24 protein-coding genes and 2 pseudogenes are annotated in these 23,749 nt (G+C 66.9%); 11 read left to right on the top strand and 15 right to left on the bottom strand.

From position 1 onward, the window contains the following. Positions 1-2: 2 nt before the first annotated feature. Entirely contained in the window at positions 3-953 is a 951-nt protein-coding gene (gene pfkB / locus ACWEO2_RS22675) for a 1-phosphofructokinase (RefSeq protein ID WP_452407129.1), read from the bottom strand. Then, the gene (locus tag ACWEO2_RS22670; RefSeq protein ID WP_452407128.1) at positions 950-1,717 is read right to left on the bottom strand and encodes a DeoR/GlpR family DNA-binding transcription regulator; all 768 of its coding nucleotides are present in this window, start codon (positions 1,715-1,717) and stop codon (positions 950-952) included. Before ACWEO2_RS22670 ends, pfkB begins: the two co-directional genes overlap by 4 nt. Positions 1,718-1,862: 145 nt before the next feature. Here ACWEO2_RS22670 and ACWEO2_RS22665 point away from each other — a divergent pair, with 145 nt between their 5' ends. Further along, the gene (locus ACWEO2_RS22665; protein WP_452407127.1) at positions 1,863-3,569 is read left to right on the top strand and encodes a putative PEP-binding protein; all 1,707 of its coding nucleotides are present in this window, start codon (positions 1,863-1,865) and stop codon (positions 3,567-3,569) included. 123 nt (positions 3,570-3,692) lie between these two features. Here the strand turns inward: ACWEO2_RS22665 and ACWEO2_RS22660 are convergent. The 4 genes and pseudogenes from ACWEO2_RS22660 to ACWEO2_RS22645 all read right to left on the bottom strand — a co-directional run. Next, a pseudogene (locus tag ACWEO2_RS22660) lies at positions 3,693-3,827 on the bottom strand (IclR family transcriptional regulator domain-containing protein); the annotation flags it as partial. Positions 3,828-3,868: 41 nt separating this feature from the next. Further along, entirely contained in the window at positions 3,869-4,255 is a 387-nt protein-coding gene (pcaC, locus tag ACWEO2_RS22655; protein WP_452407126.1) for a 4-carboxymuconolactone decarboxylase, read from the bottom strand. 161 nt (positions 4,256-4,416) lie between these two features. Next, positions 4,417-5,052 (bottom strand): TetR/AcrR family transcriptional regulator, encoded by a 636-nt coding sequence (locus tag ACWEO2_RS22650; protein ID WP_354953642.1) that lies wholly within the window; start codon positions 5,050-5,052, stop codon positions 4,417-4,419. 77 nt (positions 5,053-5,129) lie between these two features. Next, positions 5,130-5,792, bottom strand: coding sequence for a TetR/AcrR family transcriptional regulator (locus ACWEO2_RS22645; protein ID WP_452407125.1), 663 nt, complete (start codon positions 5,790-5,792; stop codon positions 5,130-5,132). A gap of 123 nt (positions 5,793-5,915) precedes the next feature. Between ACWEO2_RS22645 and ACWEO2_RS22640 the strand changes: the two genes are divergently transcribed. The 3 genes and pseudogenes from ACWEO2_RS22640 to ACWEO2_RS22630 form a co-directional block, all read left to right on the top strand. Beyond that, entirely contained in the window at positions 5,916-7,049 is a 1,134-nt protein-coding gene (locus ACWEO2_RS22640; protein ID WP_452407124.1) for a VOC family protein, read from the top strand. After that, positions 7,046-7,984, top strand: a complete 939-nt coding sequence (locus tag ACWEO2_RS22635) for a fumarylacetoacetate hydrolase family protein (protein ID WP_452407123.1) — start codon at positions 7,046-7,048, stop codon at positions 7,982-7,984. The genes ACWEO2_RS22640 and ACWEO2_RS22635 overlap by 4 nt, the downstream gene beginning before the upstream one ends. Before the next feature lie 56 nt (positions 7,985-8,040). Then, positions 8,041-8,421 (top strand): annotated as a pseudogene (locus ACWEO2_RS22630) (AMP-binding protein); the annotation flags it as partial. Positions 8,422-8,480: 59 nt separating this feature from the next. On the opposite strand, the gene ACWEO2_RS22625 reads toward ACWEO2_RS22630, so the two are convergent. Continuing rightward, positions 8,481-9,059: a TetR/AcrR family transcriptional regulator gene (locus ACWEO2_RS22625; RefSeq protein ID WP_452407122.1), complete on the bottom strand. Its 579-nt coding sequence runs from the start codon at positions 9,057-9,059 to the stop codon at positions 8,481-8,483. Positions 9,060-9,151: 92 nt separating this feature from the next. Here ACWEO2_RS22625 and ACWEO2_RS22620 point away from each other — a divergent pair, with 92 nt between their 5' ends. Both ACWEO2_RS22620 and ACWEO2_RS22615 read left to right on the top strand, forming a co-directional pair. Next, positions 9,152-10,042: an oxidoreductase gene (locus ACWEO2_RS22620; protein ID WP_452407121.1), complete on the top strand. Its 891-nt coding sequence runs from the start codon at positions 9,152-9,154 to the stop codon at positions 10,040-10,042. A gap of 272 nt (positions 10,043-10,314) precedes the next feature. Next, positions 10,315-11,247, top strand: coding sequence for an alpha/beta fold hydrolase (locus tag ACWEO2_RS22615; RefSeq protein ID WP_452407120.1), 933 nt, complete (start codon positions 10,315-10,317; stop codon positions 11,245-11,247). A gap of 11 nt (positions 11,248-11,258) precedes the next feature. Here the strand turns inward: ACWEO2_RS22615 and ACWEO2_RS22610 are convergent, their stop codons facing one another. From ACWEO2_RS22610 to ACWEO2_RS22600, 3 genes are all read right to left on the bottom strand, one after another. Continuing rightward, positions 11,259-12,155, bottom strand: a complete 897-nt coding sequence (locus ACWEO2_RS22610) for an SCO6745 family protein (protein ID WP_452407119.1) — start codon at positions 12,153-12,155, stop codon at positions 11,259-11,261. A gap of 102 nt (positions 12,156-12,257) precedes the next feature. After that, positions 12,258-13,232, bottom strand: coding sequence for a phosphotriesterase family protein (locus ACWEO2_RS22605; RefSeq protein ID WP_452407118.1), 975 nt, complete (start codon positions 13,230-13,232; stop codon positions 12,258-12,260). Further along, the gene (locus ACWEO2_RS22600; protein WP_452407117.1) at positions 13,229-14,731 is read right to left on the bottom strand and encodes a long-chain-fatty-acid--CoA ligase; all 1,503 of its coding nucleotides are present in this window, start codon (positions 14,729-14,731) and stop codon (positions 13,229-13,231) included. The genes ACWEO2_RS22605 and ACWEO2_RS22600 overlap by 4 nt, the downstream gene beginning before the upstream one ends. Positions 14,732-15,008: 277 nt before the next feature. Between ACWEO2_RS22600 and ACWEO2_RS22595 the strand changes: the two genes are divergently transcribed. The 5 genes from ACWEO2_RS22595 (at position 15,009) to ACWEO2_RS22575 (ending at position 18,797) form a co-directional block, all read left to right on the top strand. Beyond that, a complete protein-coding gene (locus ACWEO2_RS22595; protein WP_452407116.1) occupies positions 15,009-15,650 on the top strand; it encodes a TetR/AcrR family transcriptional regulator in 642 nt (213 codons plus the stop codon). Between the two features lie 147 nt (positions 15,651-15,797). Further along, a complete protein-coding gene (locus ACWEO2_RS22590) occupies positions 15,798-16,553 on the top strand; it encodes an SDR family oxidoreductase (protein ID WP_354953626.1) in 756 nt (251 codons plus the stop codon). Beyond that, positions 16,550-17,533, top strand: a complete 984-nt coding sequence (locus ACWEO2_RS22585; protein ID WP_452407115.1) for an NADPH:quinone oxidoreductase family protein — start codon at positions 16,550-16,552, stop codon at positions 17,531-17,533. The genes ACWEO2_RS22590 and ACWEO2_RS22585 overlap by 4 nt, the downstream gene beginning before the upstream one ends. 35 nt (positions 17,534-17,568) lie before the next feature. Continuing rightward, on the top strand, positions 17,569-18,330 hold the full coding sequence (gene fabG, locus ACWEO2_RS22580; protein ID WP_452407114.1) for a 3-oxoacyl-ACP reductase FabG: 762 nt from the start codon (positions 17,569-17,571) through the stop codon (positions 18,328-18,330). A gap of 14 nt (positions 18,331-18,344) precedes the next feature. After that, positions 18,345-18,797, top strand: a complete 453-nt coding sequence (locus ACWEO2_RS22575) for a MaoC family dehydratase (protein WP_452407113.1) — start codon at positions 18,345-18,347, stop codon at positions 18,795-18,797. 117 nt (positions 18,798-18,914) lie between these two features. Here ACWEO2_RS22575 and ACWEO2_RS22570 read toward each other — a convergent pair whose 3' ends face one another. From ACWEO2_RS22570 to ACWEO2_RS22550, 5 genes are read right to left on the bottom strand one after another with little or no spacing between them, the layout of a single operon-like run. Beyond that, positions 18,915-19,970, bottom strand: a complete 1,056-nt coding sequence (locus ACWEO2_RS22570; RefSeq protein ID WP_452407112.1) for a phosphotransferase family protein — start codon at positions 19,968-19,970, stop codon at positions 18,915-18,917. Positions 19,971-19,985: 15 nt separating this feature from the next. Further along, positions 19,986-21,206, bottom strand: a complete 1,221-nt coding sequence (locus ACWEO2_RS22565; protein ID WP_452407111.1) for an acyl-CoA dehydrogenase family protein — start codon at positions 21,204-21,206, stop codon at positions 19,986-19,988. Positions 21,207-21,264: 58 nt separating this feature from the next. After that, positions 21,265-21,897 carry an HAD family hydrolase gene (locus ACWEO2_RS22560; protein WP_452407110.1) on the bottom strand — a complete coding sequence of 211 codons (633 nt, stop codon included), beginning with the start codon at positions 21,895-21,897 and terminating at the stop codon, positions 21,265-21,267. Further along, a complete protein-coding gene (locus ACWEO2_RS22555; RefSeq protein ID WP_355185746.1) occupies positions 21,894-22,703 on the bottom strand; it encodes an SDR family oxidoreductase in 810 nt (269 codons plus the stop codon). Before ACWEO2_RS22555 ends, ACWEO2_RS22560 begins: the two co-directional genes overlap by 4 nt. Further along, on the bottom strand, positions 22,703-23,716 hold the full coding sequence (locus ACWEO2_RS22550; protein ID WP_452407109.1) for an NADP-dependent oxidoreductase: 1,014 nt from the start codon (positions 23,714-23,716) through the stop codon (positions 22,703-22,705). Before ACWEO2_RS22550 ends, ACWEO2_RS22555 begins: the two co-directional genes overlap by 1 nt. Between the last annotated feature and the right edge of the window lie 33 nt (positions 23,717-23,749).

Here is a 23,749-nt window from a genome sequence, read left to right as displayed (position 1 = left end):
CTTCAGCGACTGTGCAGGGCTTCCAACGTCGTGACGGCCACGGCGCGGGGGTCGGTGTGGTGTGGGCTGGGTAATCCGGTGCCGGGCAGCGCGGCGGCGGCGCTGCCATAGGCGACGGCGCGGCGCAGCCGATCCGGTGCGGCCAGGCCCGCGAGATCGGCGAGCAGATATCCGGCCAGTGCGGAGTCGCCGGCTCCGACGGTGCTGCGCGGGGTGATGGCGGGCGCGGCGGCATGCCAGGCACCGTCCGCGGTGACCAGCACGGCACCGGCCGCGCCGAGCGTCGCCAGCACGGCATCGACGCCGCGTTCGACCAGCGTGCGCGCCGCGCGCGCGGCGGCAACGGGATCCTCCAGTCCGGCCGGGTCGCTTCGGGTGAGCTGCGCCAGCTCGTCGCCATTCGGCTTGAGCAGTTGCGGTGCGGCCGATTCCAGTTCGGCGGCGAGGGCGAGCAGGGGAGCGTCGGAGGTGTCGACGGCGATGCGGGTGCCGCGCAGCCGGTGCAGCAGATACGCGTACCAATCCGTGGGTACCGCGGGTGGCAGAGAACCCGACAGCACGATCCAGCTGGCCCGCGCGGTGAGTTCGTCCAGTTGATCCGCCAGTGCGGCAAGACATTCGGCGGACAGCGCGGCGCCGGGCTCATTGATCTTCGTGGTGGTGCCGTCGTGTTCGGCGACGGTGAGATTGGTGCGCGCGGATGCAGTGCACGCCACCGCACGGTGATCGATGGCGGCATCGGTCAGCATGCGCAGCAAGGGATCACCGTCATTACCGGGCAGCACCGCGACGGTGTCGACCCCGGCGGCGGCGATCACCCTGGACACATTGACGCCCTTGCCGCCCGGCTGCGACAGCACGGTCTCGGCCCGGTGCACGGCGCCGCGCCGCAATGGCTCGGGCAGGCTGACGGTGCGGTCGATGCTCGGATTGGCGGTGAGGGTGACGATCACGCGGCCACCACCTCGATGCCGTATTCGGTGAGTTCATCGCGCACCGACGGGAGCAGTCCGGTATCGGTGACCAGCACATCGAAATCGTGGACCGAGCCGAAGCTGAGCAGATCCTCGCGGCCGACCTTGGTGGCATCGGCGACCACGACGACGCGGTGGGCGCTGGCGACCATGGCGCGCTTGACCGCCGCCTCGTCCGGATCGGGTGTGGACAGTCCGTGGCCGATGGTCAGCGCATTGGTGCCGATAAAGGCCACATCGACCCGGAGTTCGCCGAGCACGCGCAGCGCCTCGGCCCCGACCGCGGCCTGCGTGACCCCACGCACCCGGCCGCCGATCAGATGCAGCCGCACGCCGCCGTGCCCGCTCAGCCGCGCCGCGATGGGGACCGAATTCGTCACGGCGACGAGCTCTCGGTCGCTGGGCAGGGCGGCGGCTATGCGCGCGGTGGTGGTGCCCGCGTCGAAAAGCACGCTGCCGCCGGTCGGGGGCAGAAAGTCCAGGGCCGCCTTGGCGATGCGGTCCTTCTCCGCGGCGTGCGAGTGTTCGCGCTCGGTGGTGCCGAGTTCGATCGCGGTGAGCGCGGCGGCGGGCACCGCACCGCCGTGCACCCGGCGGATCAACCCCATGCGATCGAGCACGGCCAGATCACGGCGCACGGTCTCGGTGGTGACCCCGTACCGCTCTGCGAGATCGGTAACCGATACGCGCCCGCGTTGCCCGACCAGGGCGGCAATGGCCTGCTGGCGCTCCTCTGCGTACATCCGATCCTCCGATGACAATGTTTGTTTATGTTGTTTTATGCCCGTCTATGTTGCTTTGTCAAGAGATTTGAGTAGTCTGGATCACATCGAGCCGAGGTGAGTAATCGGTTTCACTCACTCGACATCGACGTGGAGGAGGAATCGAATGCCCGGATCACCGCAGGCCACAGCCATATCGCAGGAGTCGATGACGCTGCGCGGAACACCGGCGGTGCCCGGAACTGCCGCCGCGCCCACGGTGCGCCCGGCGCTACGGATCCGTCCGGACCTTCGGTTGGAACCCGTCGTCGAGTCCGATCGGGCATCCGAACGCGAAGCTTTCCTGACCGCGACGGCGGCCGTCGCGCATCGTTTGCGCGAGCGTGCCACCCGTGCGAGTGGGGCCGCGGCGGAGGTGCTGGCCGCGAATGCCGCGATGGCCGCAGATCGCGGCTGGCTCGGTGCAGCGGAGAAGTTGATCGCCGCGGGCAGTCCCGCCGCGACGGCGGCGAGCGCCGCCACCGATCAGTTCGCCGAGGTATTCGCCAAGCTCGGTGGGCTGATGGCCGAGCGCGTCACCGATCTGCGCGATGTCTGCGACCGCGTGGTTGCCGAGTTGGCCGGAGCACCCGAACCGGGCATTCCCACACCTGTGCGGCCGTCCATCCTGCTCGCCGACGACCTCGCCCCGGCCGATACCGCCGGGCTCGATCCGAATCTCATTGTCGGCCTCGCCACCTCGCGCGGCGGCCCGACCAGTCATACCGCGATCATCGCCCGTCAACTCGGCATCCCGTGCGTCGTCGCGATCGCCGGGCTCGACGATGTGCCCGCCGGGGTCGAGGTATTGATCGACGGTTCGGCCGGATGCGTCGTCATCGGCCCGGATCCGGAAACCGCCGACCGCGCCGTTGCCGAATATCGTGCGCAGGAGTCGCGCACCGCGGCTTGGACCGGGCCGGGTGCCACCTCGGATGGACACCGGGTCGAAGTCCTCGTCAACGTCCAGGACGCGGCCGGAGCCCGCGCGGCGCGATTGCAGCCTGCCGAGGGAATCGGGCTGTTCCGCACCGAATTGTGTTTCCTCGACCGCGAATCCGAGCCGAGCATCGTCGAGCAGGCGGATATCTATCGCGATGTATTCGACGCCTATGCCGGGTCGAAGGTGGTGATCCGCACCCTCGACGCCGGATCGGACAAGCCACTGCGCTTCGCCGAGCAACCCGACGAGGCGAATCCGGCATTGGGGGTGCGTGGCATCCGCATCGCCGCCCGCGACGCCGGAATCCTGGACCGGCAGCTCGACGCGATCGCCAGAGCCGCCGCGGATCGCATACCGGCACCGTGGGTGATGGCCCCGATGATTTCCACTGCGGCCGAAGCGAAGTCGTTCGCCGCCGAAGTGCGGGCGCGCGGACTGGTACCCGGTGTCATGATCGAGGTACCCGCGGCGGCCCTACTGGCCGAGGCCATTCTGGAACACGTCGATTTCCTCTCGATCGGCACCAATGACCTCGCGCAGTACACCATGGCCGCGGACCGCATGTCTGCCGAACTCGCGGCCCTCACCGATCCCTGGCAGCCCGCGGTGCTCGCGCTGGTCGCGCGTACCGCGGCCGCCGGTGCGAGCGCGGGTAAGCCGGTCGGCGTCTGCGGTGAGGCCGCCGCCGATCCACTATTGGCTTGTGTGCTGGCCGGATTCGGCATTCGCTCGCTATCCGCGGCCGGTGCCGCTGTCGCCGCGGTCGGCGCCGCGCTAGCCGCGGTCACCCTCGACGACTGCCGCCGTGCCGCCGCCGCGGTGTTGGCGACATCCGACCCGGAATCCGCCCGCGCCGCCGCCCGCGCGGCGCTCGAATCCGCCGGATGCTGATCCGCTCACCTTCGTCGAGCAGGACCTATTGCGCCTGACGCAAGGCCACCGCGTCCGGGAACGCGCTCGGCTGGCCGGTGCCGGTGGTGATCAGGCCGCGCAGGCTTTCGTTGATGTAGAAGCCATGATCCTGGATGCTGCGACCCGGGCGACGTAGACGATGTCGGGGCCGTCCAGCACCGATACCGAGCTGGATTCGTGGACGTCGGCACAGAGCTGTTCGAGGTGTGGCTGTGCCACCTCGGGCAGGGACATCGTCGGTACCGCCGGTCGTCATCGTCGTCCACCTCGACAGCGTGCTACAGCGCGGTGTCGTCCCCGAGTTCGGCGAGTACCTGCTGCCCGATCGCGAATGCGGCATTGGCGGCCGGCGCTCCCGCATAGGCGCCGGTGTGCAGCAGTACCTCGGCGATCTCGGCGGCGGTGAGACCGTTGGTGATCGCGGCGCGGACATGTATCGCAATCTCCTCGTGCCGCCCGAGGGCGGTGAGCACCGCCAGGGTGACGCAGCTGCGGGTGCGCCGGTCCAGGCCCTCGCGGGTCCAGATCGAACCCCACACCGCCTCGGTGAGGTAGTCCTGGAACGGCCTGCTGAATTCGGTGGTCCTGGCAATGGCGCGATCGACGTGAGCGTCGCCGAGCACTTCGCGCCGGACCGCCATGCCGCTCTCGGCTCTGTCGTTCATGACCTCTCCTTCGGTCAGTGGGAATCAGATCGTTGATCGCCTCCCGCACCTGCCCCGCTGCCCGCGCTATGAGTGATCTGAAACCGCAAGCGGGAGTGCTGATCTCGGGTGCTTGCGGTAAATATGCCGGGCCGCTTTCGATATCGAATCGGCCCGCATGGTCACAGCTGCGGTTGTGGCGGAAGCGGTTTGGTGGTCAGCTTCTCCGCCGAGCGCTTGTTCATGCCGAACATGCGCAGCACATGGCAGGTCATCTCGTCGGTCAGTGCGCCAGCGTCGGCCTCGGGCCGCGCGTCCAGCAGTTGCAGCAGTCCCAGCAGTGCTCCGCCCGCGGCCATGATCGCCATATCCGGATCCATCGGCTCGAACCGGCCCGCCTCCTGGGCGGCGATGATGTCGCGGCGGGCCCGCGGGGCCAAGCCCTCGTCATGCAGCAGCACCGACATGCCCGAATGCAGAATCACCCGAACGCCTTCGGGGATCTGGCGCTGTAGGCGACCGGTCATCCGGAAGCTCACCGCGAATACCTCGGCCGGATCGTCGTAGAGCGCCACGATATCGTCGCGCATCTCGCTGTAGACCTGCAGTACCGAGCGCACGGCCTCGTCGAACAACTCGTCTTTCGAGCTGAAGTGGTTGTAGAAGGAGCCGAATCCCACATCGGCGGCGTCGGTGATCTCCTGAATGCTCACCGCGGAACGCCCCTCCGACAAGAACTTTCGTGCCGCACCGAGCAGCGCGTTGCGGGTGCGCTCGCGGCGGCGATCGATGCGGTTGCGTGCTACGGGCTCGGCCATCGGCTCCCTCTTTCCGCTCACATTCGTTATCGGAATCGTATCTGAGGAAAGGATCAGAGGCGATTGCGAGTCAGTTTTCAGGCGGCGGTGTCGTGCTGCGGGAGTGCGTCGAGGGGTGGCAGTGGGCGCTGGCAGATCTCGTGGGCCTCATCGGCCGGTAGGCCGAGCATGCGCAGCAGATCCTCGGTGACCTGATCGGTGGCCGCGGCGTCGTCGCGGTCGGCTTGGTCGTGCAGTAGCTGGCCGAGGCAGATGGCGGCGCCCGCGACAATGGTCATCGCCAACTCCACATCTTGAACCTGGAATCGGCCAGTGCGGGTCGCGGCCTCGATATCGCGACTGGCCCGCGGGGCCAGGCCCCGGTCCGAGCGGATCAAGGCCAGTCCATTGCTGAGCAGCACCTTGCTGAGCGTGGGATTGCGGCGGTGCAGCCGACCGGTGAGTCGGAAGCTCTGCGCGAAGACCTGGGCGGGATCATCGAGGTTCTCGCACAACAGATCCAGCGCGGCGCCGTGCCGGTCCAGTGCCTCCTCGATCGCGGCCTGAAACAGCTCCTCCCGGCTCTGGAAGTGGTTGTAGAACGAGCCCATTCCGACATCGGCCGCCTGGGTGATCTCCAGGATCGGCGCGTTCAGTTTCCCGGCCGCGATGAACGACTGCGCGGCGGTGACCAGTGCGGCGCGGGTCCGCGCTTTGCGGCGCTCCAAGCGGTTGGGTTCTTCGCGAGTCTTATCGGCCATCTCTCTCCCCGAATCTGCGGATGACCAGCATAGCTCGTTCAGTCAGTTTTGACGAATTCTTCAGAATGCTTGACTGATGCAATGCTCTTGAGTGACGATATCGTCAGCAGAAGGGAGGGTCCGATGACCGACCAGCACGACCCGCATGCGGGTCTGCACAGCGCGCAGGGCGCTCGGCCCGGTGAGCATCCGGGGCGGGCGCGGAATCCGATCGTCAAAGTGCAGGATCTGGCCTGGTTGGAGTTCGCGAAGCCGGACCTCGACGGTGCCGAAATATTCGCTCGCGCATTCGGATTCACGACATCGCTGCGCACCGCCGAGGAGTTGCAGCTGCGCGGTACCGATGCGGGGGCGCCCTGCGTGCGCATTCGCCGGGGTGCCCGTTCGCGGTTCCTCGGCCCGGCGTTCCGGGCGGGCGATGCCGCCGATCTGGTGCGCTTGGCGGAGGCGGCCGGTGCGAAGGTGCTGCCGCTGACCGACAGTCTGGGCGGACTGGTGGTGGATCTGACCGACCCCAGCGGCCTGCGGGTCCGGGTTGTCGCCGAGACGCGGGTACTCGATGCCCTACCAGCCCAGGAGCCGCACACCTTCAACTTCGGGCACAAGCTGGAGCGGGTGAACGGCACGCAGCGGCCGCCGCGCGAGCCCGCCCTGGTGCAGCGGCTCGGACATGTCGTCGTGCAGACGACCACATATCGGGAAACGCTCGACTGGTATCTGCAGCACCTGGGTTTGCTAGTCAGCGACTTCCTGTACTACTCGGGGCAGCGCGAGCGTGGGCCGGTGATGAGCTTCATCCGCTGTGATCAGGGCACGGTGCCGACTGATCATCACACCCTGGCGCTGACACTCGGTCCGTCGAACCGATATGTCCACTCGGCCTACCAGGTGGCCGATCTGGATGCGCTCGCCGCCGGTGGCGAGTATCTGCGCGAGCGCGGATACCACCGGTCGTGGGGGATCGGCCGCCATATCCAGGGCAGCCAGATCTTCGACTACTGGCGCGATCCGGACGGGTTCATGGTCGAACATTTCAGTGACGGCGACATGTTCGACTGCACCCTCGAGCCGGGGTGGGCGCCGATGAGCGCGTCCGGACTCGCCCAGTGGGGGCCGCCGGTCACCAAGGACTTCCTCGGCATCACGCCCGGCCGGGAATCGGTGCGTGAACTGCGCGCGATCGTCGACGCGCTGCGCGAGGACAACGAATTCGATATCCGCCGCCTGCGCGGCCTGTTGAAAGTAGCCAATTCATGAGTGTTTCCGTACTTCGCACGGTCGACGCCTGGTGGGTGCAGACACCAGGTGGTGCCGCCCGCATCGACACCGCGGCGACCACGACCGGTGCGCTGCTGGCCGACCGACCGGCGATCGCCGCCGCCGACGCGAACTCCGATCTCGTTGCCGTCGAAAGCCTTTCGCTGATTTCGCCGGTCACCGCTCCGTGCCGGGTGGTGGCGCAGATGACGAATTTCGTCTCGCATGTGACCGACTCGGGCATGGACCCGAAGACCGTGCCGCTGGCCTTCTTCCGGAAGGCCTCCGGATCGATCAGCGGCCCGTACGACGACGTGGTACGGCCCGCACATGTGCGGCTGCTGGACTACGAGGTGGAGATCGGGCTCGTCTTCGGCCGTGAGATGCCGGTCGGCACCGAGATCACCCCCGACAACCTCGCCGACTACATTGCCGGACTCGTCGTCACCAACGATGTGTCCGCCCGTGATGTGCAGTTGCCGAAAACCCAGTTCTACGAGGCGAAGTCATATCCGACCTGCACCCCGGTCGGTCCGGCGCTGGTGCTGCTGGACGCCGATGAGCTGAAGCGGTTCACCGATCTGCGGCTGCGGCTGTGGGTCAACGGCCGAGTACGCCAGGATATGACGGTCGCGGACATGATCTACCGGCCGGTGCAAACCCTGCGGGAACTGACCCGATTCCAGCGCATGGACGCGGGCGATCTGCTGCTCACCGGAACCCCGGTCGGCACGGCGATCAGCGCACCGCCCAAGCCGGTGCAGTTCATCGCCAATCTGCTGCCAGCGGCGGTCAAATGGAAGCTGTTCTTCGAGGGACAGGCCAAGAATCCGAAGTATCTGCAGGAGGGTGACGTGGTGGAGGCCGCGATCGCCACCGATGACAGCGCGATCGATCTGGGCCGCCAGCGCACGGTCGTGCGGTACGCCCGATGACCGAGCAGGCGGTGACCGAAAACCCGCTGTGACCACGCTATGAGTCGCCCGGCGACCTGCCCGATATCGAATCCGTACCACTGGCCGAGCGCGGGCTGCCGGAATCGACCTACGCCCTGCTGACGCGGGCCGCGAGTCGGTGGCCGGACCGTATTGCGCTGACGGTGCTGCCCGAGGCCGCGCGATGGCGGGAACCGGTGCGGTGCACCTACTCTCAGCTGCTCGCCGCGGTCCACCGATATGCGAATCTGCTGCACGAACTCGGTGTTCGCCGCGGTTCCGCGGTCGCGCTGATCGCGCCCACCTGTGCCGAGTTGATCCCCGCGACGCTGGCTGCCCAATTGGCCGGTGTCGCCGCGCCGATCAATGGCGGCCTGTCCGGCAAGCACATCGCCGAACTGCTGCGCCGTTCCGGTGCGCGGATCCTGATTGCCGCGCAGGTCTAGGCCATGTCGCCCAACGGGTTCCGTGGCTTGGTTGTCTCGTTTCGGAAGGGTCACGGCCTGCATTCCGGCGGCGGTTCCGGTGTGAGCGTTCGACGTACCAGTGTCAGCCATCGCAATTGCTCCACCTCGGCCGTGGTGTCGGCGGGTGCGGTGGACAAGAGCAGGACCACGTCGTCGGTGGTGATGTCCGGGTAGAGCGAGCCGGTCCCGTGTGCGACGGCGACCAGGTGCTCGACGGCGGCGCGGCCGCGTGCCTGGATTTCCCGTAGGGAATCTTCGGCTACTCCGGCGACGGCGAATCGGATTAGACGTTCCTGTCGCATGTCGATCACTACGCGCCGCAGTAGCGCGACCAGCTCGTCGACGGCCGAGCTCGTGCCGTGCTCGACCCTGGCAAGTGCCGAATCCAGCGACCGGCCGATCGCCTCGGTCAGGCCGGTCACGATGCCCTCGATCAGATCCTGCTTGGCCGGGAAATGCCGGTACAGCGTGCCGACGGCGACACCCGCGGCGGCGGCGATCTCGTCCATGCCGACGTCGGGTCCTTGGGCGACGACGAGTTCACGTGCGGCGGCGACGATCGCCTCGCGGTTGCGCAGCGCGTCGGCGCGTCTGGGTCGGTCCGTCATCTCAGTGACACCTTTCTGGGCTTGCCTTGCCGACAACGTGAACGAATGGTTCACTTTAATGTGAACGCACCGTTCATGTTAGGAGTGATTCCGTGAGCAAGTGGTCCGAAGCCGATATGCCCGACCTGACCGGGCGAGTAGCGGTCGTCACCGGCGCCAACACTGGACTCGGGTTCGAAACGGCGCGTGCGCTGGCTGAGCGCTGCGCCACGGTCGTGCTCGCCTGCCGCAATCTCGGCAAGGCGACGGACGCTGCCGAGCGCATCGCAGTGCGGGTGCCCGGTGCGACGATCGACACGATCACTGTCGACCTGGCGTCCCTCGCGTCGGTCCGTGCCGCAGCCGAGGTCGTCCGCAGCCGCTACGACCGGGTCGATCTGCTGATCAACAACGCCGGCGTCACCGGACTGTCCGGCACCACCGAGGACGGGTTCGAAATCCAGTTCGGGATCAATCATCTCGGCCATTTCGCCTTGACCGGACTTATCCTGGATCGCCTCCTCGCATCCGAGACTGCGCGGGTGGTGACCGTCAGCAGCATCGGCCACCGCTTCGGTCGTATCGACCTCGACGATCCGGCAGCCTGCGTCGGAAACGCCTACGGGAAATCGAAATTGGCGAATCTGATGTTCACCTACGAGCTCGATCGCCACCTCGCCGGAACGTCGGCACATGCTCTGGCCGCACATCCCGGTGGCGCCAGCACGGAGGTATTCCGGTATTCCCCGGCGGCCTTCCGGCTGCCCAACCTGGCCATCGCCCACCTCCTCGGGCGCACCCCCGCCATGGGTGCGCTACCCACCCTCCGTGCCGCGACCGATCCCACGGCGAAGGGCAGCGAATACTATGGGCCCTCAGGTCTTTTCGAGATCCGAGGCTATCCTGATCGGGTGAAATCCAGCTCCCGCTCGATGGACCGCGAGAGACAGCGCCGCCTCTGGGAGGTCTCCGAGAAGCTGACCGGTGTCCACTACTCCGGCTGAGCGGATCAGCGAGAACCCGACCACCCCGCGCCTGCCGCCCCATTCCTTCTCCTGACCCGCTGATTCGTTCGACAGGTAGTCGCCTGTGGTTGCCGCCGCCGATGGTCGGTATCACGTGCTCGCGGTTGCGCAGTGAGAGCTACTGGAGGTGCGGTTACCGAAATCCGAAGGGCGTGCTGTGCCGCAGGTTCGCCACCGATAGTTGAACTTGACGTCAGAATTGAATACGGTGATGAGCCTATGGTGCCGTGGTACACGAGGTGACCTTCGAGATGGACACACGCAATCTGCTGGACGAATGGCTGCGGCTCGGCAGCCGTCAGGTCGCGACGAATGGGATCGAGTTGCGCGTCGTCGACCACGGCGACGGTCCTGCCGTGGTGTTCTGCCATGGCTTTCCCGAACTCGGATTCTCCTGGCGCCACCAGGTTTTCGCACTCGCCGAGGCCGGTTTCCGGACGCTGACCCCGGATATGCGCGGATACGGCGGCAGCTCGCGTCCGGACCGGATCGAGGACTACGACGTCGCCGCGCTGTGTACTGATCTCGTCGGTGTGCTCGACGATGCCGATATCGAGGACGCGATCTTCGTCGGCCATGACTGGGGTGCCTCGGTGGTCTGGCAACTGGCCGTTCGGCATCCGGATCGAGTGCGGGCCGTCGCGGGACTGAGTGTTCCGGCCACGCCGCGATCGGCGGCGCCACCACTGCCGATACTGCGGTCCCGGCTGGGCGAGGACTTCTATATGTGCTGGTTCCAGGAACCGGGCGTCGCCGATGCGGCGCTCGCATCGGACGTGCGCCGCACCCTGCTGCAGGACGACGTCGTCAGCGCCCGGGATCTGCTGAACGGCAACGGTTCGGAGATGCTCGCCCCGGCCTGGCTGAGCGAGGCCGAACTCGGGTACTACATCGAAACGTTCACCACCACCGGATTCACCGGCGGGCTCAACTACTACCGCAACCTCGACCGCAACTGGGAGCTGGCCGCGCATCTGGCCGATGCGAAGATCCACCAGCCGACGCTGTTCATTGCCGGATCGCAAGACGCGGTCATCCGGTTCACCCCGACCAGCAAGATGACCGCCGTGCTTTCCGACCTGCGAACCTCGATTGTCCTGGACGGGGCGGGACACTGGATTCAACAGGAACGCGCGGCCGAAGTCAGCGCGGCACTGATCGACTTCGCCCGCAGCATCGGCTGAATCGTCGAGGCCTACCGCACCTGGGCCTGGATCGCCTGCCGATAGCGCGCCGACAGCGGGGCTGGGAAGCCGAGGTCAGCTTCCATCACCCGGATCGCCAAAGGCGCGGCGAGGGCACGCAGGCGCGCGCATCCCGCTTCGCCGATCGCTTCGTACGGATGGACCGCGAGTTCGTCGGTCCGGCTCTCGATCGCGCTGCGCCGTTCGGCGCCGTACTCGCTCAGCACGAGATCATCGTCGGCCAGCCAACCCCGCACCCGCAGCCGTCGCACACTGGCGGCCCATTCCGCTTCGCTCCAGGATCGGCTCGCGCGCAACACTTCCGGCGATATCTCACCGGTCGCACTGTGCGTGATCAATGCTTCCGTGCCGTCGAGCCCCTCCGTCATCAGCAGGGCGACGTGTCCGTCGCCGCGGTATTCCCGCAGCAATGTCTGCGCATGCCACAGCATCAGATGTGGTTCATCGGGCCACGGCAGCGTCGCGTGCGCCGCGAACAGCGGACGGCCATGTGGGCGTGCACAAGCGCGTTCGGCCGCTTGCCGGGCGAGGTCGGCGGCTTCGCGCACCTCGGGGCCGGTGATGTCGTCGCCCCACGCCTGCCGAAGTGACCGGTCGACAGCACGCAGTCGGGCTCGCAAAATATCTGCGGGCGCGGAGATTTCCCATGCGGCGGGGATGACGGCGCGCACCGCGGCCGGATTGAAGTTGAAAAAGGTGGCAATGGTGACCGTGTCCGGCACCGGGCCGAAGGCCGCGGACCGGGATGCGAAGTACATCATGCGCGGATCGGTGATGCCCAGCTCGCGGTACTCATCCGGGCCATATGGAGTGAAGTAGATCATGCCGTGTACCGGCTCGAGAGCGCGGAACGTCAGGCGGGCGCTGTGTGGGGAGACCGTGGTCAAGGGATCGCTCCGGTATCTCGTTGTGTCCGAGTGGCTGCGTTTCGACGGCCGCACCGAAATCCATGCGGCCGTCGAGTCATCGAATCTGCTTGCGTTCCTGCGTTACTCGGATTGCGCGCCGTTCTCGAAGTAGCGGCGCGGATTGCGCACCAGGATCGCGTCGATATCGTCCTCGGTGAGCCCCCGTTCGAGTAGTGCCGGAAGCACATCCGCACTGATGTGGCGGTAGTTCCACTTGGGCGCCACCTGCGCCTTGGCATCGGGGTCGAACCAGTCGATGTGGCAGGCTGCGTCATGGGCGATAACGATCTTGTCCCGGTAGCCGCGCCGCACCAGTTCGACAATGGTGTCGATCCGATCCTCGAAAGGCAGCAGGACGTCGAGCCCGAATCGGTCCATGCCGAGCAGCGATCCCGCATCGGCGACTTCGGTGAGGTAGTCGACGTCGGTGGTGTCGCCGGAATGGCCGATCACCACCCGGCTCAGATCCGCGCCCTCCTCGGCCAGCACTCGCTGCGCCACCAGGCCGGACCGGGTGTGCGGGTTGGTGTGCACGGTGATCGGCGCACCCGTTTGTGCCGAGGCCTGTCCGACCGCGCGCATGACGCGTTCGACGCCGGGCGTCAGTCCGGGTTCCTCGATGGCGCACTTGAGGAATCCGGCGCGCACACCCGTATCCGCGATGCCCTCGGTGAGGTCCTTGACGAACATTTCCACCATCGGTTCCGGCCGGTCGAACAGCAATCCCGGTCCGGTGTAATGGAATTGGAAGGGGACGTCGTTGTAGGTGTAGATACCGGTGGCGACGATGATCCGCAGATCGGTGCGGGCCGCGATCTGCTGGATGCGCGGGATGTACCGTCCCAGCCCGAGTACGGTCGGGTCGAGGATGGTGTCGATGCCGAGCGACTTCAGCTCGTCGAGCTGTTTCACGGCGTCGTCGATGCGGGCGTCCTCGTCCCAGTCGGCATAGTTCTGCCGGAATTCCTCGCCGAGTATGAAGACGTGCTCGTGGACCAGGACGCGGCCGAGTTCGCTCGAGTCGGCGGTGCCGGTCGCGGTGGGTACTGCTGTCAACGGGATGCCTTGTCTGTGAACAGGTTCGGATCGATAGCGCGCTTGAGAATCTTGCCGGTGGCGCCCTTGGGCAGCTGGTCGGTGAAGGCGAACCGGTGTGGCACCTTGTAGGCCGACAGCCGCTCCTTGGCCCAGGACCGCAGTTGCTCGGGTTCGAGCTCGACGCCGGGTGTGGCGGCAACGACCGCACCGACCTCCTCGCCGTATCGGTCGTCCGCAATGCCGATCACCGCCACTTCGACAATGTCCGGATGCTGGTAGAGGACCTCCTCGACCTCGCGTGGGTACACGTTGTACCCGCCGCGAATGATGAGGTCCTTTGCGCGGTCGACGATGTAGACATAGCCGTCGGCGTCGACGCGGCCCAGATCGCCGGTCTTCAACCAGCCGTCGGACAATTCGGCGGCGGTGGCATCGGGCCGATTCCAGTACCCCTTCATGATGCTCGGGCCGTGCACGAAGATCTCGCCGACGGTATCGGCGGGCACCACCTTTCCATCGAGGTCGCGAACCTCGATCGAGGTCCCCGGCAGGGCGGCACCCACCGATCCCACCCGCTGTTCGCGATCGAGCGGATTGTAGGTGGCCGCGCCGGTGGATTCGGTGAGTCCGTAACCCTCGAGGATGGTGGCGCCGAAGCGGTCCGAGAAGGCCCGGATCACCTCACCGGGCAGTGACGCTCCACCGGAGGCCGCCAGCCGCAGGCTCGCGAAGTCCGCGGGGCCGTAGTCACCGGCGGCGTGCAGCATGGCATTCCACATGGTCGGAACTCCGGCGACATGGGTGAGCTGGCGATCGCGGATCATCTCGATCATGGCCCGTGGTTCGAACGGGGTCACCATGGCGAAGGATGCGCCCGCGTTGAGCGCGGTCACCAGGCATACCGCCTGTCCGAAGACATGGAACAGCGGCAGCCCGGTGCCGAAGCGATCCTCCGGGCCCAGCCGCAGCTGATCGGTGAAGATTCGGGCGGTCTCGTTGAGATTGGCGACGGTGAGCTCGACGCCCTTCGGTTTGCCGGTGGTGCCCGAGGTGTAGAGCAGCACCGCGGTGTCGTCGGCGCCGCGGTGCACCGGTTCGGTCACCGGACTGTTCGGCTCGGCGTGCGCGCCGGGCTCGAGCACCAGTAACGGGAGATTCCGTTCGGTGGCCGCCCGCTGGGCGGCATCGCGTGCGCTGTGCCATGCGATCGCCATCCGCGCGCCGGAATCATCCAGTACGTAACCGATTTCGGGCACGGTGGCCATGGTGTTCATGGTGATGGTGATGGCCCCGATGAGTTGCGCGCCCAGATAAGCGATGACGAATTCGGCCACGGTTGGCGCCACCAGCAGCACCCGGTCGCCGGTGGCGATACCGGCTTCGCGGAGCTGGCCGCCATAGGCCGCGCTGCGGCGGGCCAATTCGCCGTAGGAGATGTGGGCGTCCGCGGTCAGCAGCGCGGTGGCCTCGGGGCGTTCGGTGGCGTGTTGCCAGAAGCGGTCGGCGACATTGGTCACGGTGTCTCCCTGTCGGGTCGTTTCCGCTGATCCGATGCTGTCGGGGCAGCCGGATTCGCAGGCATGGCTTTCTCCCGATCCAGAGGTGGGAGAGGTCTGATGTGACGCAGGCCACGTCAGTGCGTCGGAACGCTACTTGAATTCGGCGTCATGTTCAATAGATGGTGCGTTGCTCCTGGTCGCCCTCCCGTGCCTGCCGTACGTCGTGGGGTTGGGGGAGCGGCGCACGCTGTTACGATCCACGACGTCAGCGAGTCCGACGACAGCGAGTGAGACGGTGAACGCCCAGGAAGCCATCGAGGACCAGTCCGGTCGGGTGCCCCCGCGTAGCAAGCGGGGGATGCGCACCCGGACCGCGCTGGTGACCGCGGCGCGTGAGGTGTTCGAACGGGACGGCTTCCTCGATGCCAGGATCAGTGACATCTCCAAGGAGGCCGGGGTTGCATCCGGATCGTTCTACACCTACTTCGACAGCAAGGAAGAGATCTTCGCCGCGGTCGTCGAGCAGGTGCGCGAGGAGATGTTGCACCCGCATATTCGGGAGCGGGTCGGCATCGATGATCCGCGCGAGCTGATCGCCGCCGCCAATCGCGAGTATCTGCAGTCGTATCGGCGCAATGCGCGGCTGATGGCCGTGCTCGAGCAGGTGTCGAAAATCGACGAGAAATTCCGGGTGCTGCGATTCGAGCGCGCGATGGCATTCGTCGAGCGCAATGCCGAGATGATCCGGAATCTGCAGGAGCGCGGCCTGGTTGATGCCGAGCTGGATGCCGCGATCACCTCGCAGGCGCTGTCGAGCATGGTGAGCCGCATGGCCTATTTCGTATTCGTCGAGGGGCAGAAGATCTCCTTCGAAAAGCTGGTGAAGACGCTGAATCAATTGTGGTTCAACGCCCTTCAGCTGAAGGAAGTTCGCTGAGCCGGCATCGGGCCGGCGCGAGCTGTATTCACTTCGATCATCTCTGTGACCCGGATCACGCGCAATGCGATCGCTCATGAACTTGACGTCGGATTCAAATTCGGTGACGCTGGGGCGGGCACCTCAGCATCAGGAAAGGCTTACGACATGGGTCGTTTCGACGGAAAAACGGCGATCGTCACCGGAGCCAGCCGCGGTATCGGGCTGGCCATCGCGCAGCGGCTGGTGGCCGACGGCGCGCGGGTCTGTGTGACCGCCCGCAAACAGGACGCGCTGGATGCGGTGGTCGCCGAACTCGGCGGACCGGAGCATGCCGTCGCCGTCGCGGGACGAGCCGATGACGTCGATCATCAGCGCGCGGCCATCGACCGCACGCTGGAGGCCTTCGGTTCGGTCGACTTCCTGGTCAACAATGCCGGTATCAATCCGGTGTACGGGCCGATGGTCGAACTCGACCTGGACGCCGCCCGCAAGGTGTTCGAGGTGAACTGCCTGGCCGCCATCTCCTGGGTGCAGCAGGCGCACAAGGCGTGGATGGGTGAGCACGGCGGCGCGGTGGTCAATGTCGCGTCCGTGGCCGGAATCAAGCCTGCGCCCGGCATCGGGTTCTATGGGGCCACCAAGGCGATGCTGGTGCACATCACCCAGGAGTTGGCGGTCGAACTCGGCCCGTCGATCCGGGTGAACGCGATCGCGCCCGCCGTGGTGAAGACCCGCTTCGCCACCGCGCTCTACGACGGCCGCGAGCAGGAGGTCGCCGCGGCGTATCCGCTCAAGCGCCTCGGCGAGCCCGAGGACATCGGCAGCGTCGCCGCCTTCCTGCTCTCCGCCGACGCGGCGTGGTTGACCGGACAGCTGATCGTCGTCGACGGTGGGGTCACCCTCACCGGAGGTGTGGCGTGAAGGCTTGGCAGGTAACGGAACTGGGCGAACCGGCGCAGGTGCTGCGGCCGGTCGAACTGGACGATCCGATGCCGGGGCCCGGCCAGGTGGTGGTGCGGACCCGCGCCGCCGCGGCGAACTTCCCGGATGTGCTGATGTGCCGGGGCGAGTACCAGGTCAAACCGGAACTGCCGTTCACTCCCGGAGTCGAACTGTGCGGGGAGGTGATCGCGATCGGTGCCGGTGTCGACGGCATCGCGGTCGGCGACCGGGTGCTCGGCGGTGCGGCGCTGCCGTGGGGCGGATTCGCGGAACTGGCGGTCATGGACGCCGTCGATGTCTTCCCCGCCCCCGCGTCGCTCGACGATGCCGAGGCCGCCGCATTCTTCATCGGCTACCAGACGGGCTGGTTCGGGCTGCATCGGCGCGCGGGCCTGCGGTCGGGGGAGACGCTGCTGGTGCACGCGGCGGCCGGTGGTGTCGGCAGCGCGGCGGTGCAATTGGGCAAGGCGGCCGGGGCGAAGGTGATCGGGGTGGTCGGCAGTGCGGCCAAGGCCGAAGTGGCGCGGGCACTGGGCGCCGATATCGTGGTGGATCGCAGCGCGCAGGACTTCGTGTCGATCGTCCGGGACGCCACCGACGGTCGCGGCGCGGATGTAGTGTACGACCCGGTCGGTGGTGAGGTGTATCAGCGGTCCACCAAATGCATCGCCTTCGAGGGCCGCATTCTCGTCGTCGGTTTCGCGGGCGGGCAGATCCAGTCCGCCGCGCTCAATCACGCCCTGGTGAAGAACTATTCGATCGTCGGTCTGCACTGGGGTCTGTACCGCGGTAAGGATCCACAGGCGGTGCGCGACTGCCACCGGGAGCTGACCGGGCTGGCCGATCAGGGTCTGGTGAAACCGCTGATCGGCGAGCGGCTGCCGCTCGATGATGTGGCCGCCGGACTGCAGCGCCTCGCCGACGGCAAGACCGTCGGCCGCATAGTTTTCGAACCGTAAACGGTGCCAACCGAATTCGATAAGGGAGAACCGTAATGAGCAGTGAGACAACCCGTACCGCCATTGTGACCGGCGCCGCGCGCGGCATCGGCGCGGCCGCCGCACGGCGGCTGGCGGCCGACGGATTCGCCGTCGCCGTCCTGGATCTCGAGGAAGAGGCGGGCAAAGCCGTTGTCGCCGAGATCGAATCGGCTGGCGGCCGGGCGCTCGCGGTGGGTGCGAACGTCGGCGACGAGCAGGCGGTCGCCGCGGCGGTGGAGCGGGTCGCCGCCGAACTGGGTGCGCCGACCGTCCTGGTGAACAATGCGGGCGTCATTCGCGACAACATGCTGTACAAGATGACCATCGACGATTGGGACACGGTCATGAACGTGCACCTGCGCGGGTCCTTCCTGATGAGCCGCGCGGTGCAGAAGTACATGACCGAGGCGCGCTGGGGTCGCATCGTCAATCTCTCCAGCACCTCCGCGCTCGGCAACCGCGGCCAGGCCAACTACTCCGCGGCCAAGGCCGGATTGCAGGGATTCACCAAGACTCTCGCGATCGAACTCGGCAAATTCGGGGTGACGGTCAACGCCATCGCGCCGGGCTTCATCGAGACCGAGATGACCGCCGCGACCGCCGAGCGCATGGGTGTTTCGTTCGAGGAGTTCAGCAAGACCCTGGTGGCGCGGATTCCGGTGGGACGTGTCGGCAAGCCGGAGGATATCGCGCATACGGTATCGTTCTTCGTCAGCGAGGGCGCGTCGTACGTCACCGGTCAGGTGCTCTACGTCGCCGGTGCGCCGACGGTCTGAGTGTGGGGGCGAATATGAAGGTATTCAATGGAATCGGTGAGCTGGAGCAGGCCGTCGGTACCCATCTCGGCTACAGCGAGTGGCATACCGTGACCCAGGAGCAGATCGATCTGTTCGCCGCGGCGACCGGTGACCACCAGTGGATCCATGTCGATCCGGAGCGGGCCGCGCAGGGCCCGTTCGGCACCACCATTGCACACGGGTACCTGACCCTGTCGCTATTGCCCCTGCTGGTCTCGCAGGTATATCGCGTCGACGGGCTGAAGATGGGTATCAACTACGGCTGCAACAAGGTTCGCTTCCCGTCGCCGGTGCCCTCCGGCAGTCGGGTGCGGGCGGGCGTGGAGCTGGCGGAGATCAAACCGACCAATGCGGGAGTCCAGGTGACGGCCCGGGTGACCATCGAACGCGAGGGTGGCGATAAGCCCGCCTGCATTGCCGAGGCGCTGTCGGTTCTCGTGCCCTGAAGAACTGAAAGAAGTGACCGCCGAGCACTGTGCGTCCGGCGGTCACTTCGTTCGAGCGAGTATGCGAACCAGACTGTCTCCCTGCCGATATGAGCAGGGAGACAGGCAAGTATCGGCTCAGAATCCGGCTTCGGTGGCGACCCGGTCGGCGGTGTCGACGAGTCCGTCGATCAGATCCGTAGTAGGGGTGCCGGCCATGGCACGGTTGCGCGGGTCGTCGAGGGCGCGGCGGAACACACCTTCGGCGATGATCGCGAGTTTCCACAGGCCGAGGGCATGCCAGAAGCCGAGTGCACGGCGGTCCCGTCCGGTGATCGCGAGATACTCCTCGACCAGTTCGGACCGTGACGGAAACCCTGGGAGCGTGCACATTTCGGTACCAGGGATGGCCGCTTCGCCGGGCATCGGCCAATAGGCGAGCAGACTGCCGATATCGGCGAGCGGATCGCCGAGGGTGCACAGCTCCCAGTCGAGTACGGCGGCGATCGCACCCGTATCCGGTGTGGTGATCACATTGCGGAGGTTGTAATCGCCGTGCACGAGCGCGAGTTCGCGCTGTTCGGGAACGGCGGTTCGGAGCCGTTCGGTGAGGCGGTCCACCAGCGACAGGTCCCGGGTTTTCGACTTCTCCCACTGTGCCGACCACCGTTTGAGCTGTCGCTCGGCATACGGTTTGTGACTGGCGAGGTCGATCAGCGCGGTGGCTTCCAGGTCGACGGCATGGATTCGGGCCAGCGTCTGCACCAGTGACAGCCCGGCGCTGCGGCGCAGGTCGGGGGTGAGTCGTTCGGCGGTCTCGACCCCGTCGATGACCAGCCCGTCGACGAATTCCATGAGCACGAGCCGGATATCGCCCTCGGGCCGGACATCGTGCACGCGCGGCACCGGGACATCGGTAGGTGCCAGGGCCGACATGACGCGGGCCTCCCGCGCCACATCGTGCGCGGACGCGAGCAGGTGGCCCAGTGGCGGACGGCGCAATACCCAGCGCCGCCCTTCGGCATCGGTGATCAGGAAGGTCAGATTGGACTGGCCGATGCCGACCCGTTCGGCCCGCACCGGCGTGGTACAGGCCGAACCGAGTCCGGACACCCAGTCCACGAACGCGGCCGCATCGATATCGAAACCGGTCGCGTCCGCGGTGGGCCGAATGAGTTCGCTACTTGTCTGCATTCGTTCCTATCCGTCCTACGCCCCGCCGGCCCTGAACTTACCCAGTTCGGCGTGCGCGATGGTCCGTTTGTGCACTTCGTCCGGGCCGTCGGCGAGACGCAGCGTGCGCAGGTGCGCGTACATGCTGGCGAGCGGGAAGTCGTCGGTGACACCGGCCCCGCCGTGCACCTGGATCGCCCGGTCCACGATCCGCAGCGCCATCTCCGGTGCGGCGATCTTGATCGCGGCGATCTCGGTCCGGGCCGCCTTATTGCCGACCGTATCCATCATCCAGGCGGCCTTGAGGGTCAGCAGCCGGGCCTGTTCGATATCGATGCGGGCCTCGGCGATCCAGTCCTGGATATTGGCGCGCTCACTCAGCTTCTGTCCGAACGTGATTCGCGTTTCGGCGCGGGCGCACATCAGCTCCAGCGCGCGTTCGGCCATGCCGATGGCACGCATGCAGTGGTGGATGCGACCCGGCCCCAGCCGGGCCTGGCTGATGGCGAAACCCTCGCCCTCGCCCTTGAGCACATCGGTGATGGGGACCCGCACATCGGAGAAGTCGATCTCGGCGTGGCCCTCGCGGTCGGCGTAGCCGAAGACCGGAAGATTGCGCATGACCGTGACGCCCGGCGCGTCGATGGGCAGCACCATCATCGACTGCTGCCGGTGCTTGGCCGCGTCCGGATCGGTCTTGCCCATCACGATGAGCACCTTGCAGTTCTTGTGCAAAGCGTTGGAGGCGAACCACTTGCGACCGTTGAGCACGTAGTGGTCGCCGTCGCGCACCATGCTCAGCTGGATATTGGTGGCATCAGAGCTGGCGACGGCGGGCTCGGTCATCGCGAAGGCGGAGCGGATGGTGCCCGCGAGCAGCGGTTCCAGCCAGCGTTCGCGGTGCTCCTGGGTGCCGAAGAGGGTGAGCACCTCCATATTGCCGGTATCGGGGGCGGAGCAGTTGCACGCCTCCGGTGCCAGATGCGCGCTGCGGCCCATGATCTCGGCCAGCGGGGCATACTCCAGGTTGGTCAGGCCCGGACCCCATTCGGGATGCGGATGGAAGAGGTTCCACAGGCCGCGGCCACGGGCCTCGGCCTTGAGTTCCTCGATGATCTGCGGATGGTGGTGCGGGTCGCCGGATGCGGCCATCTGCTTCTCGTACACCGCCTCGGCGGGGTAGACGCATTCGTCCATGAAAGCGAGCAGATCGCGCTGATATTGCCGGGTGCGGTCGGATGTTGTGAACAGATCCATCGAGGCTCCGATCGTCGGTGCGAGCTGTCGAAAGCGACTGCGCCGCAAGGTGGGTGGGTCAGTTGAGGCTTTGCCCCCGCGGCTGCAGCGCGGGCCACAGCCGGGCGGCCGTCGATTCGGCGTCGCGGTGCACAATGCCGCCGAGTCCGAGCAGTTCGGCCGCGGTGATGTTCTGTTCGAGGTCGTCGACCATGATGGTCTGCTCCGGCGCGGCGCCGAGTCGTTCGCAGCCGATGAGATAGGCCCGGCGCGACGGTTTGCGGACGCCGATCTCCGCGGAGATGGTCACCGCGTCGAACATGGTCGGCAGGTCGAAGCCCGAATAGCAGTCGTCGCCGAGCGAATTCGACAGCAGCCCAACGCGATAGCCCGCGGCGCGGACATCGGCGACCAGCCGGATCATCGCCGGGTCGGGATGCAGCCGAGACTGGATGCGATCGACCAGGCCCACGGCCTCGATATCGGCGCCGTGCGCGCGCAGCCGCCGCGCGAACCCCTCCTCGAACGCGCACTGACCGATGCGGCCCTCTTCGTGATCCACCAGCAGCGCACTGCTTTCCGGATCACGGGTGAGCAGCCGCAGCGGCAGCCGAGAATCGCCCAGCTCCGCGCCGAATTCGGCGAATGCGGTGAGCACGGCCGTGGTGAGCACCCCGCCGAAATCGAACAGCACCGCGGTGCGCCCGCTCATGTCAGCGACCTCCGGTAGCGCTGCATGCCCGCGATCCACCGGTCGTGATCGGAAACCTTGCGGTGCAGGAATTCTCGGACCTCCGCATGCGGCAGGATGAGGAACCGCTCGTCCTCGACCGCCTCGATCACCCGATCCGCTACGTCGAGGGGACGCAGTACGGCCCCGGCTCCGGTGACGGCCCGGGTGGCGAGGTCGCCGACGGGTCCGCCATCGGCGCCGAGTCCGGTGAGCATGGCGGTATCGACACCCATCGGGCACAGGCAGCTGACGCGTACCCCGCGGTCCCCGTAGGTCACCGCCAGCCATTCGGCGAATCCGACCGCGCCGTGCTTGGAGACCGTGTAGGTGGCCGAACCGATTTGGGTGAGCAGCCCCGCCGCCGACGCGGTGCTCACGAAGTAGCCGCCGCCGCGCTCCAGCCAATCGGGAACGAGCAACCGCGCCGCCCGCACATGGGCCATGACGTTCACCTGCAACGCCTGCTCCCACTGTGTGTCGCTGGCGTCGAGTCCGGGGCCGCCGCCGACACCGGCATTGGCGAAGAACATGTCCACCGGACCGAATTCGCTGGTGGCCGTATCGATGAGCTTGCGGAGATCGGATTCGGATGCGGCGTCAGCGGCCAGCCCGGACACCGCGCCCGCGAATTCGGCGGTCAGGCGGCGGGTGGTCGCCGCGAGCCGATCGGCGTCGCGGTCGGTGATCAGGACTCGGGCGCCGTGTTCGAGCAGCCGTTGCGCAATCGCCGCGCCGATGCCGCCAGCGGCACCGGTGACGATCGCGACCGCATTGCCGACCTGCATCAGTTCTCCTCAGCAGTCAGTCGGACCAGCATTTTGCCGGTATTGGCGCCGCGTAGCAGGCCGAGGAGGGCGTCGACGGCGGTGTCGATACCTGTCTGCACCGTAGTGGGGACGCGGAGGCTGCCGTCGCGCACCCAGTCCGCTGCGAGTGCCGCGTATTCCGCGGCGAGGTCACTGTGGTCGGTGACGATGAAGCCGCGCAACGACAGTCGGCGCACCACCGCGAGCGCCAGATTCTTCGGGCCGGGCGGCGGGGTTTCGGCGTTGTACCCGGCGACGGCTCCGCACAGGGCGATGCGGCCGAAATTGCGCATCGAGCCGATCGCCGCCTGCAAATGGTCGCTGCCGACATTGTCGAAGTAGACGTCGATGCCGTCCGGGGCCGCCTCGTGCAACCGTTTCCCCAGACTGCCCGCCCGGTAGTCGATCGCGGCGTCGTAACCGAACTCCTCGACCAGCCGCCGCGCCTTCTCCGGACCGCCCGCCGACCCGATGATCCGCGCCGCGCCGAAGTGCTCGGCCACCCGGCGGGCGGCGAGGCCGACGGCGCCCGCCGCGCCCGAAATGAAGACGACATCACCCGGCCGGACCGGCGCGATTTCCTTCAGGCCGACATATGCCGTCAGTCCGGGGATGCCGAGCGGGCCGAGGTAGCTCTCGGCCGGAGCCAGGGTGGTGTCGACGACTCGCGCGTGCCCGGCGTCCAGCAGCGCATACTCCCGCCATCCGAGATCGTGCAGCACGGTCGCACCGACTTCGACGCCGGGCACTCCCGAGGCGACGACCGTACCCACCGCGCCGCCGTCCATGGCGGCGTCGAGCCGGAACGGCGGAATGTAGGACTTCACGTCGTTCATGCGGTTGCGCATATAGGGGTCGACCGACATCCAGTCGTTGCGAACCAGCAGCTGCCCGCTGCCGGGATCGGGGACATCCGTCGTCACGATGCGGAAATCGGATGGTGCTGGTTCCCCGGTGGGGCGGGCCACCAGATGTACCTCTCGGCTCTTCACGGCCAGAAACCTCCATGCTCATGCGCGACGATC

This window comes from Nocardia sp. NPDC004278 (assembly GCF_053602975.1).
Note: the sequence above shows the minus strand (reverse complement) of the source record. Positions and strands in the feature narration are given on the sequence as shown.

Bases quoted from the DNA above. Each gene is read 5' to 3' on its own strand.
- ACWEO2_RS22670 (WP_452407128.1), bottom strand. From the start codon at position 1,717: ATGTACGCAGAGGAGCGCCAGCAGGCCATTGCCGCCCTGGTCGGGCAA.
- ACWEO2_RS22665 (WP_452407127.1), top strand. From the start codon at position 1,863: ATGCCCGGATCACCGCAGGCCACAGCCATATCGCAGGAGTCGATGACG.
- pcaC (WP_452407126.1), bottom strand. From the start codon at position 4,255: ATGAACGACAGAGCCGAGAGCGGCATGGCGGTCCGGCGCGAAGTGCTC.
- ACWEO2_RS22650 (WP_354953642.1), bottom strand. From the start codon at position 5,052: ATGGCCGAGCCCGTAGCACGCAACCGCATCGATCGCCGCCGCGAGCGC.
- ACWEO2_RS22645 (WP_452407125.1), bottom strand. From the start codon at position 5,792: ATGGCCGATAAGACTCGCGAAGAACCCAACCGCTTGGAGCGCCGCAAA.
- ACWEO2_RS22640 (WP_452407124.1), top strand. From the start codon at position 5,916: ATGACCGACCAGCACGACCCGCATGCGGGTCTGCACAGCGCGCAGGGC.
- ACWEO2_RS22635 (WP_452407123.1), top strand. From the start codon at position 7,046: ATGAGTGTTTCCGTACTTCGCACGGTCGACGCCTGGTGGGTGCAGACA.
- ACWEO2_RS22625 (WP_452407122.1), bottom strand. From the start codon at position 9,059: ATGACGGACCGACCCAGACGCGCCGACGCGCTGCGCAACCGCGAGGCG.
- ACWEO2_RS22615 (WP_452407120.1), top strand. From the start codon at position 10,315: ATGGACACACGCAATCTGCTGGACGAATGGCTGCGGCTCGGCAGCCGT.
- ACWEO2_RS22590 (WP_354953626.1), top strand. From the start codon at position 15,798: ATGGGTCGTTTCGACGGAAAAACGGCGATCGTCACCGGAGCCAGCCGC.
- fabG (WP_452407114.1), top strand. From the start codon at position 17,569: ATGAGCAGTGAGACAACCCGTACCGCCATTGTGACCGGCGCCGCGCGC.
- ACWEO2_RS22575 (WP_452407113.1), top strand. From the start codon at position 18,345: ATGAAGGTATTCAATGGAATCGGTGAGCTGGAGCAGGCCGTCGGTACC.
- ACWEO2_RS22570 (WP_452407112.1), bottom strand. From the start codon at position 19,970: ATGCAGACAAGTAGCGAACTCATTCGGCCCACCGCGGACGCGACCGGT.
- ACWEO2_RS22565 (WP_452407111.1), bottom strand. From the start codon at position 21,206: ATGGATCTGTTCACAACATCCGACCGCACCCGGCAATATCAGCGCGAT.
- ACWEO2_RS22560 (WP_452407110.1), bottom strand. From the start codon at position 21,897: ATGAGCGGGCGCACCGCGGTGCTGTTCGATTTCGGCGGGGTGCTCACC.
- ACWEO2_RS22555 (WP_355185746.1), bottom strand. From the start codon at position 22,703: ATGCAGGTCGGCAATGCGGTCGCGATCGTCACCGGTGCCGCTGGCGGC.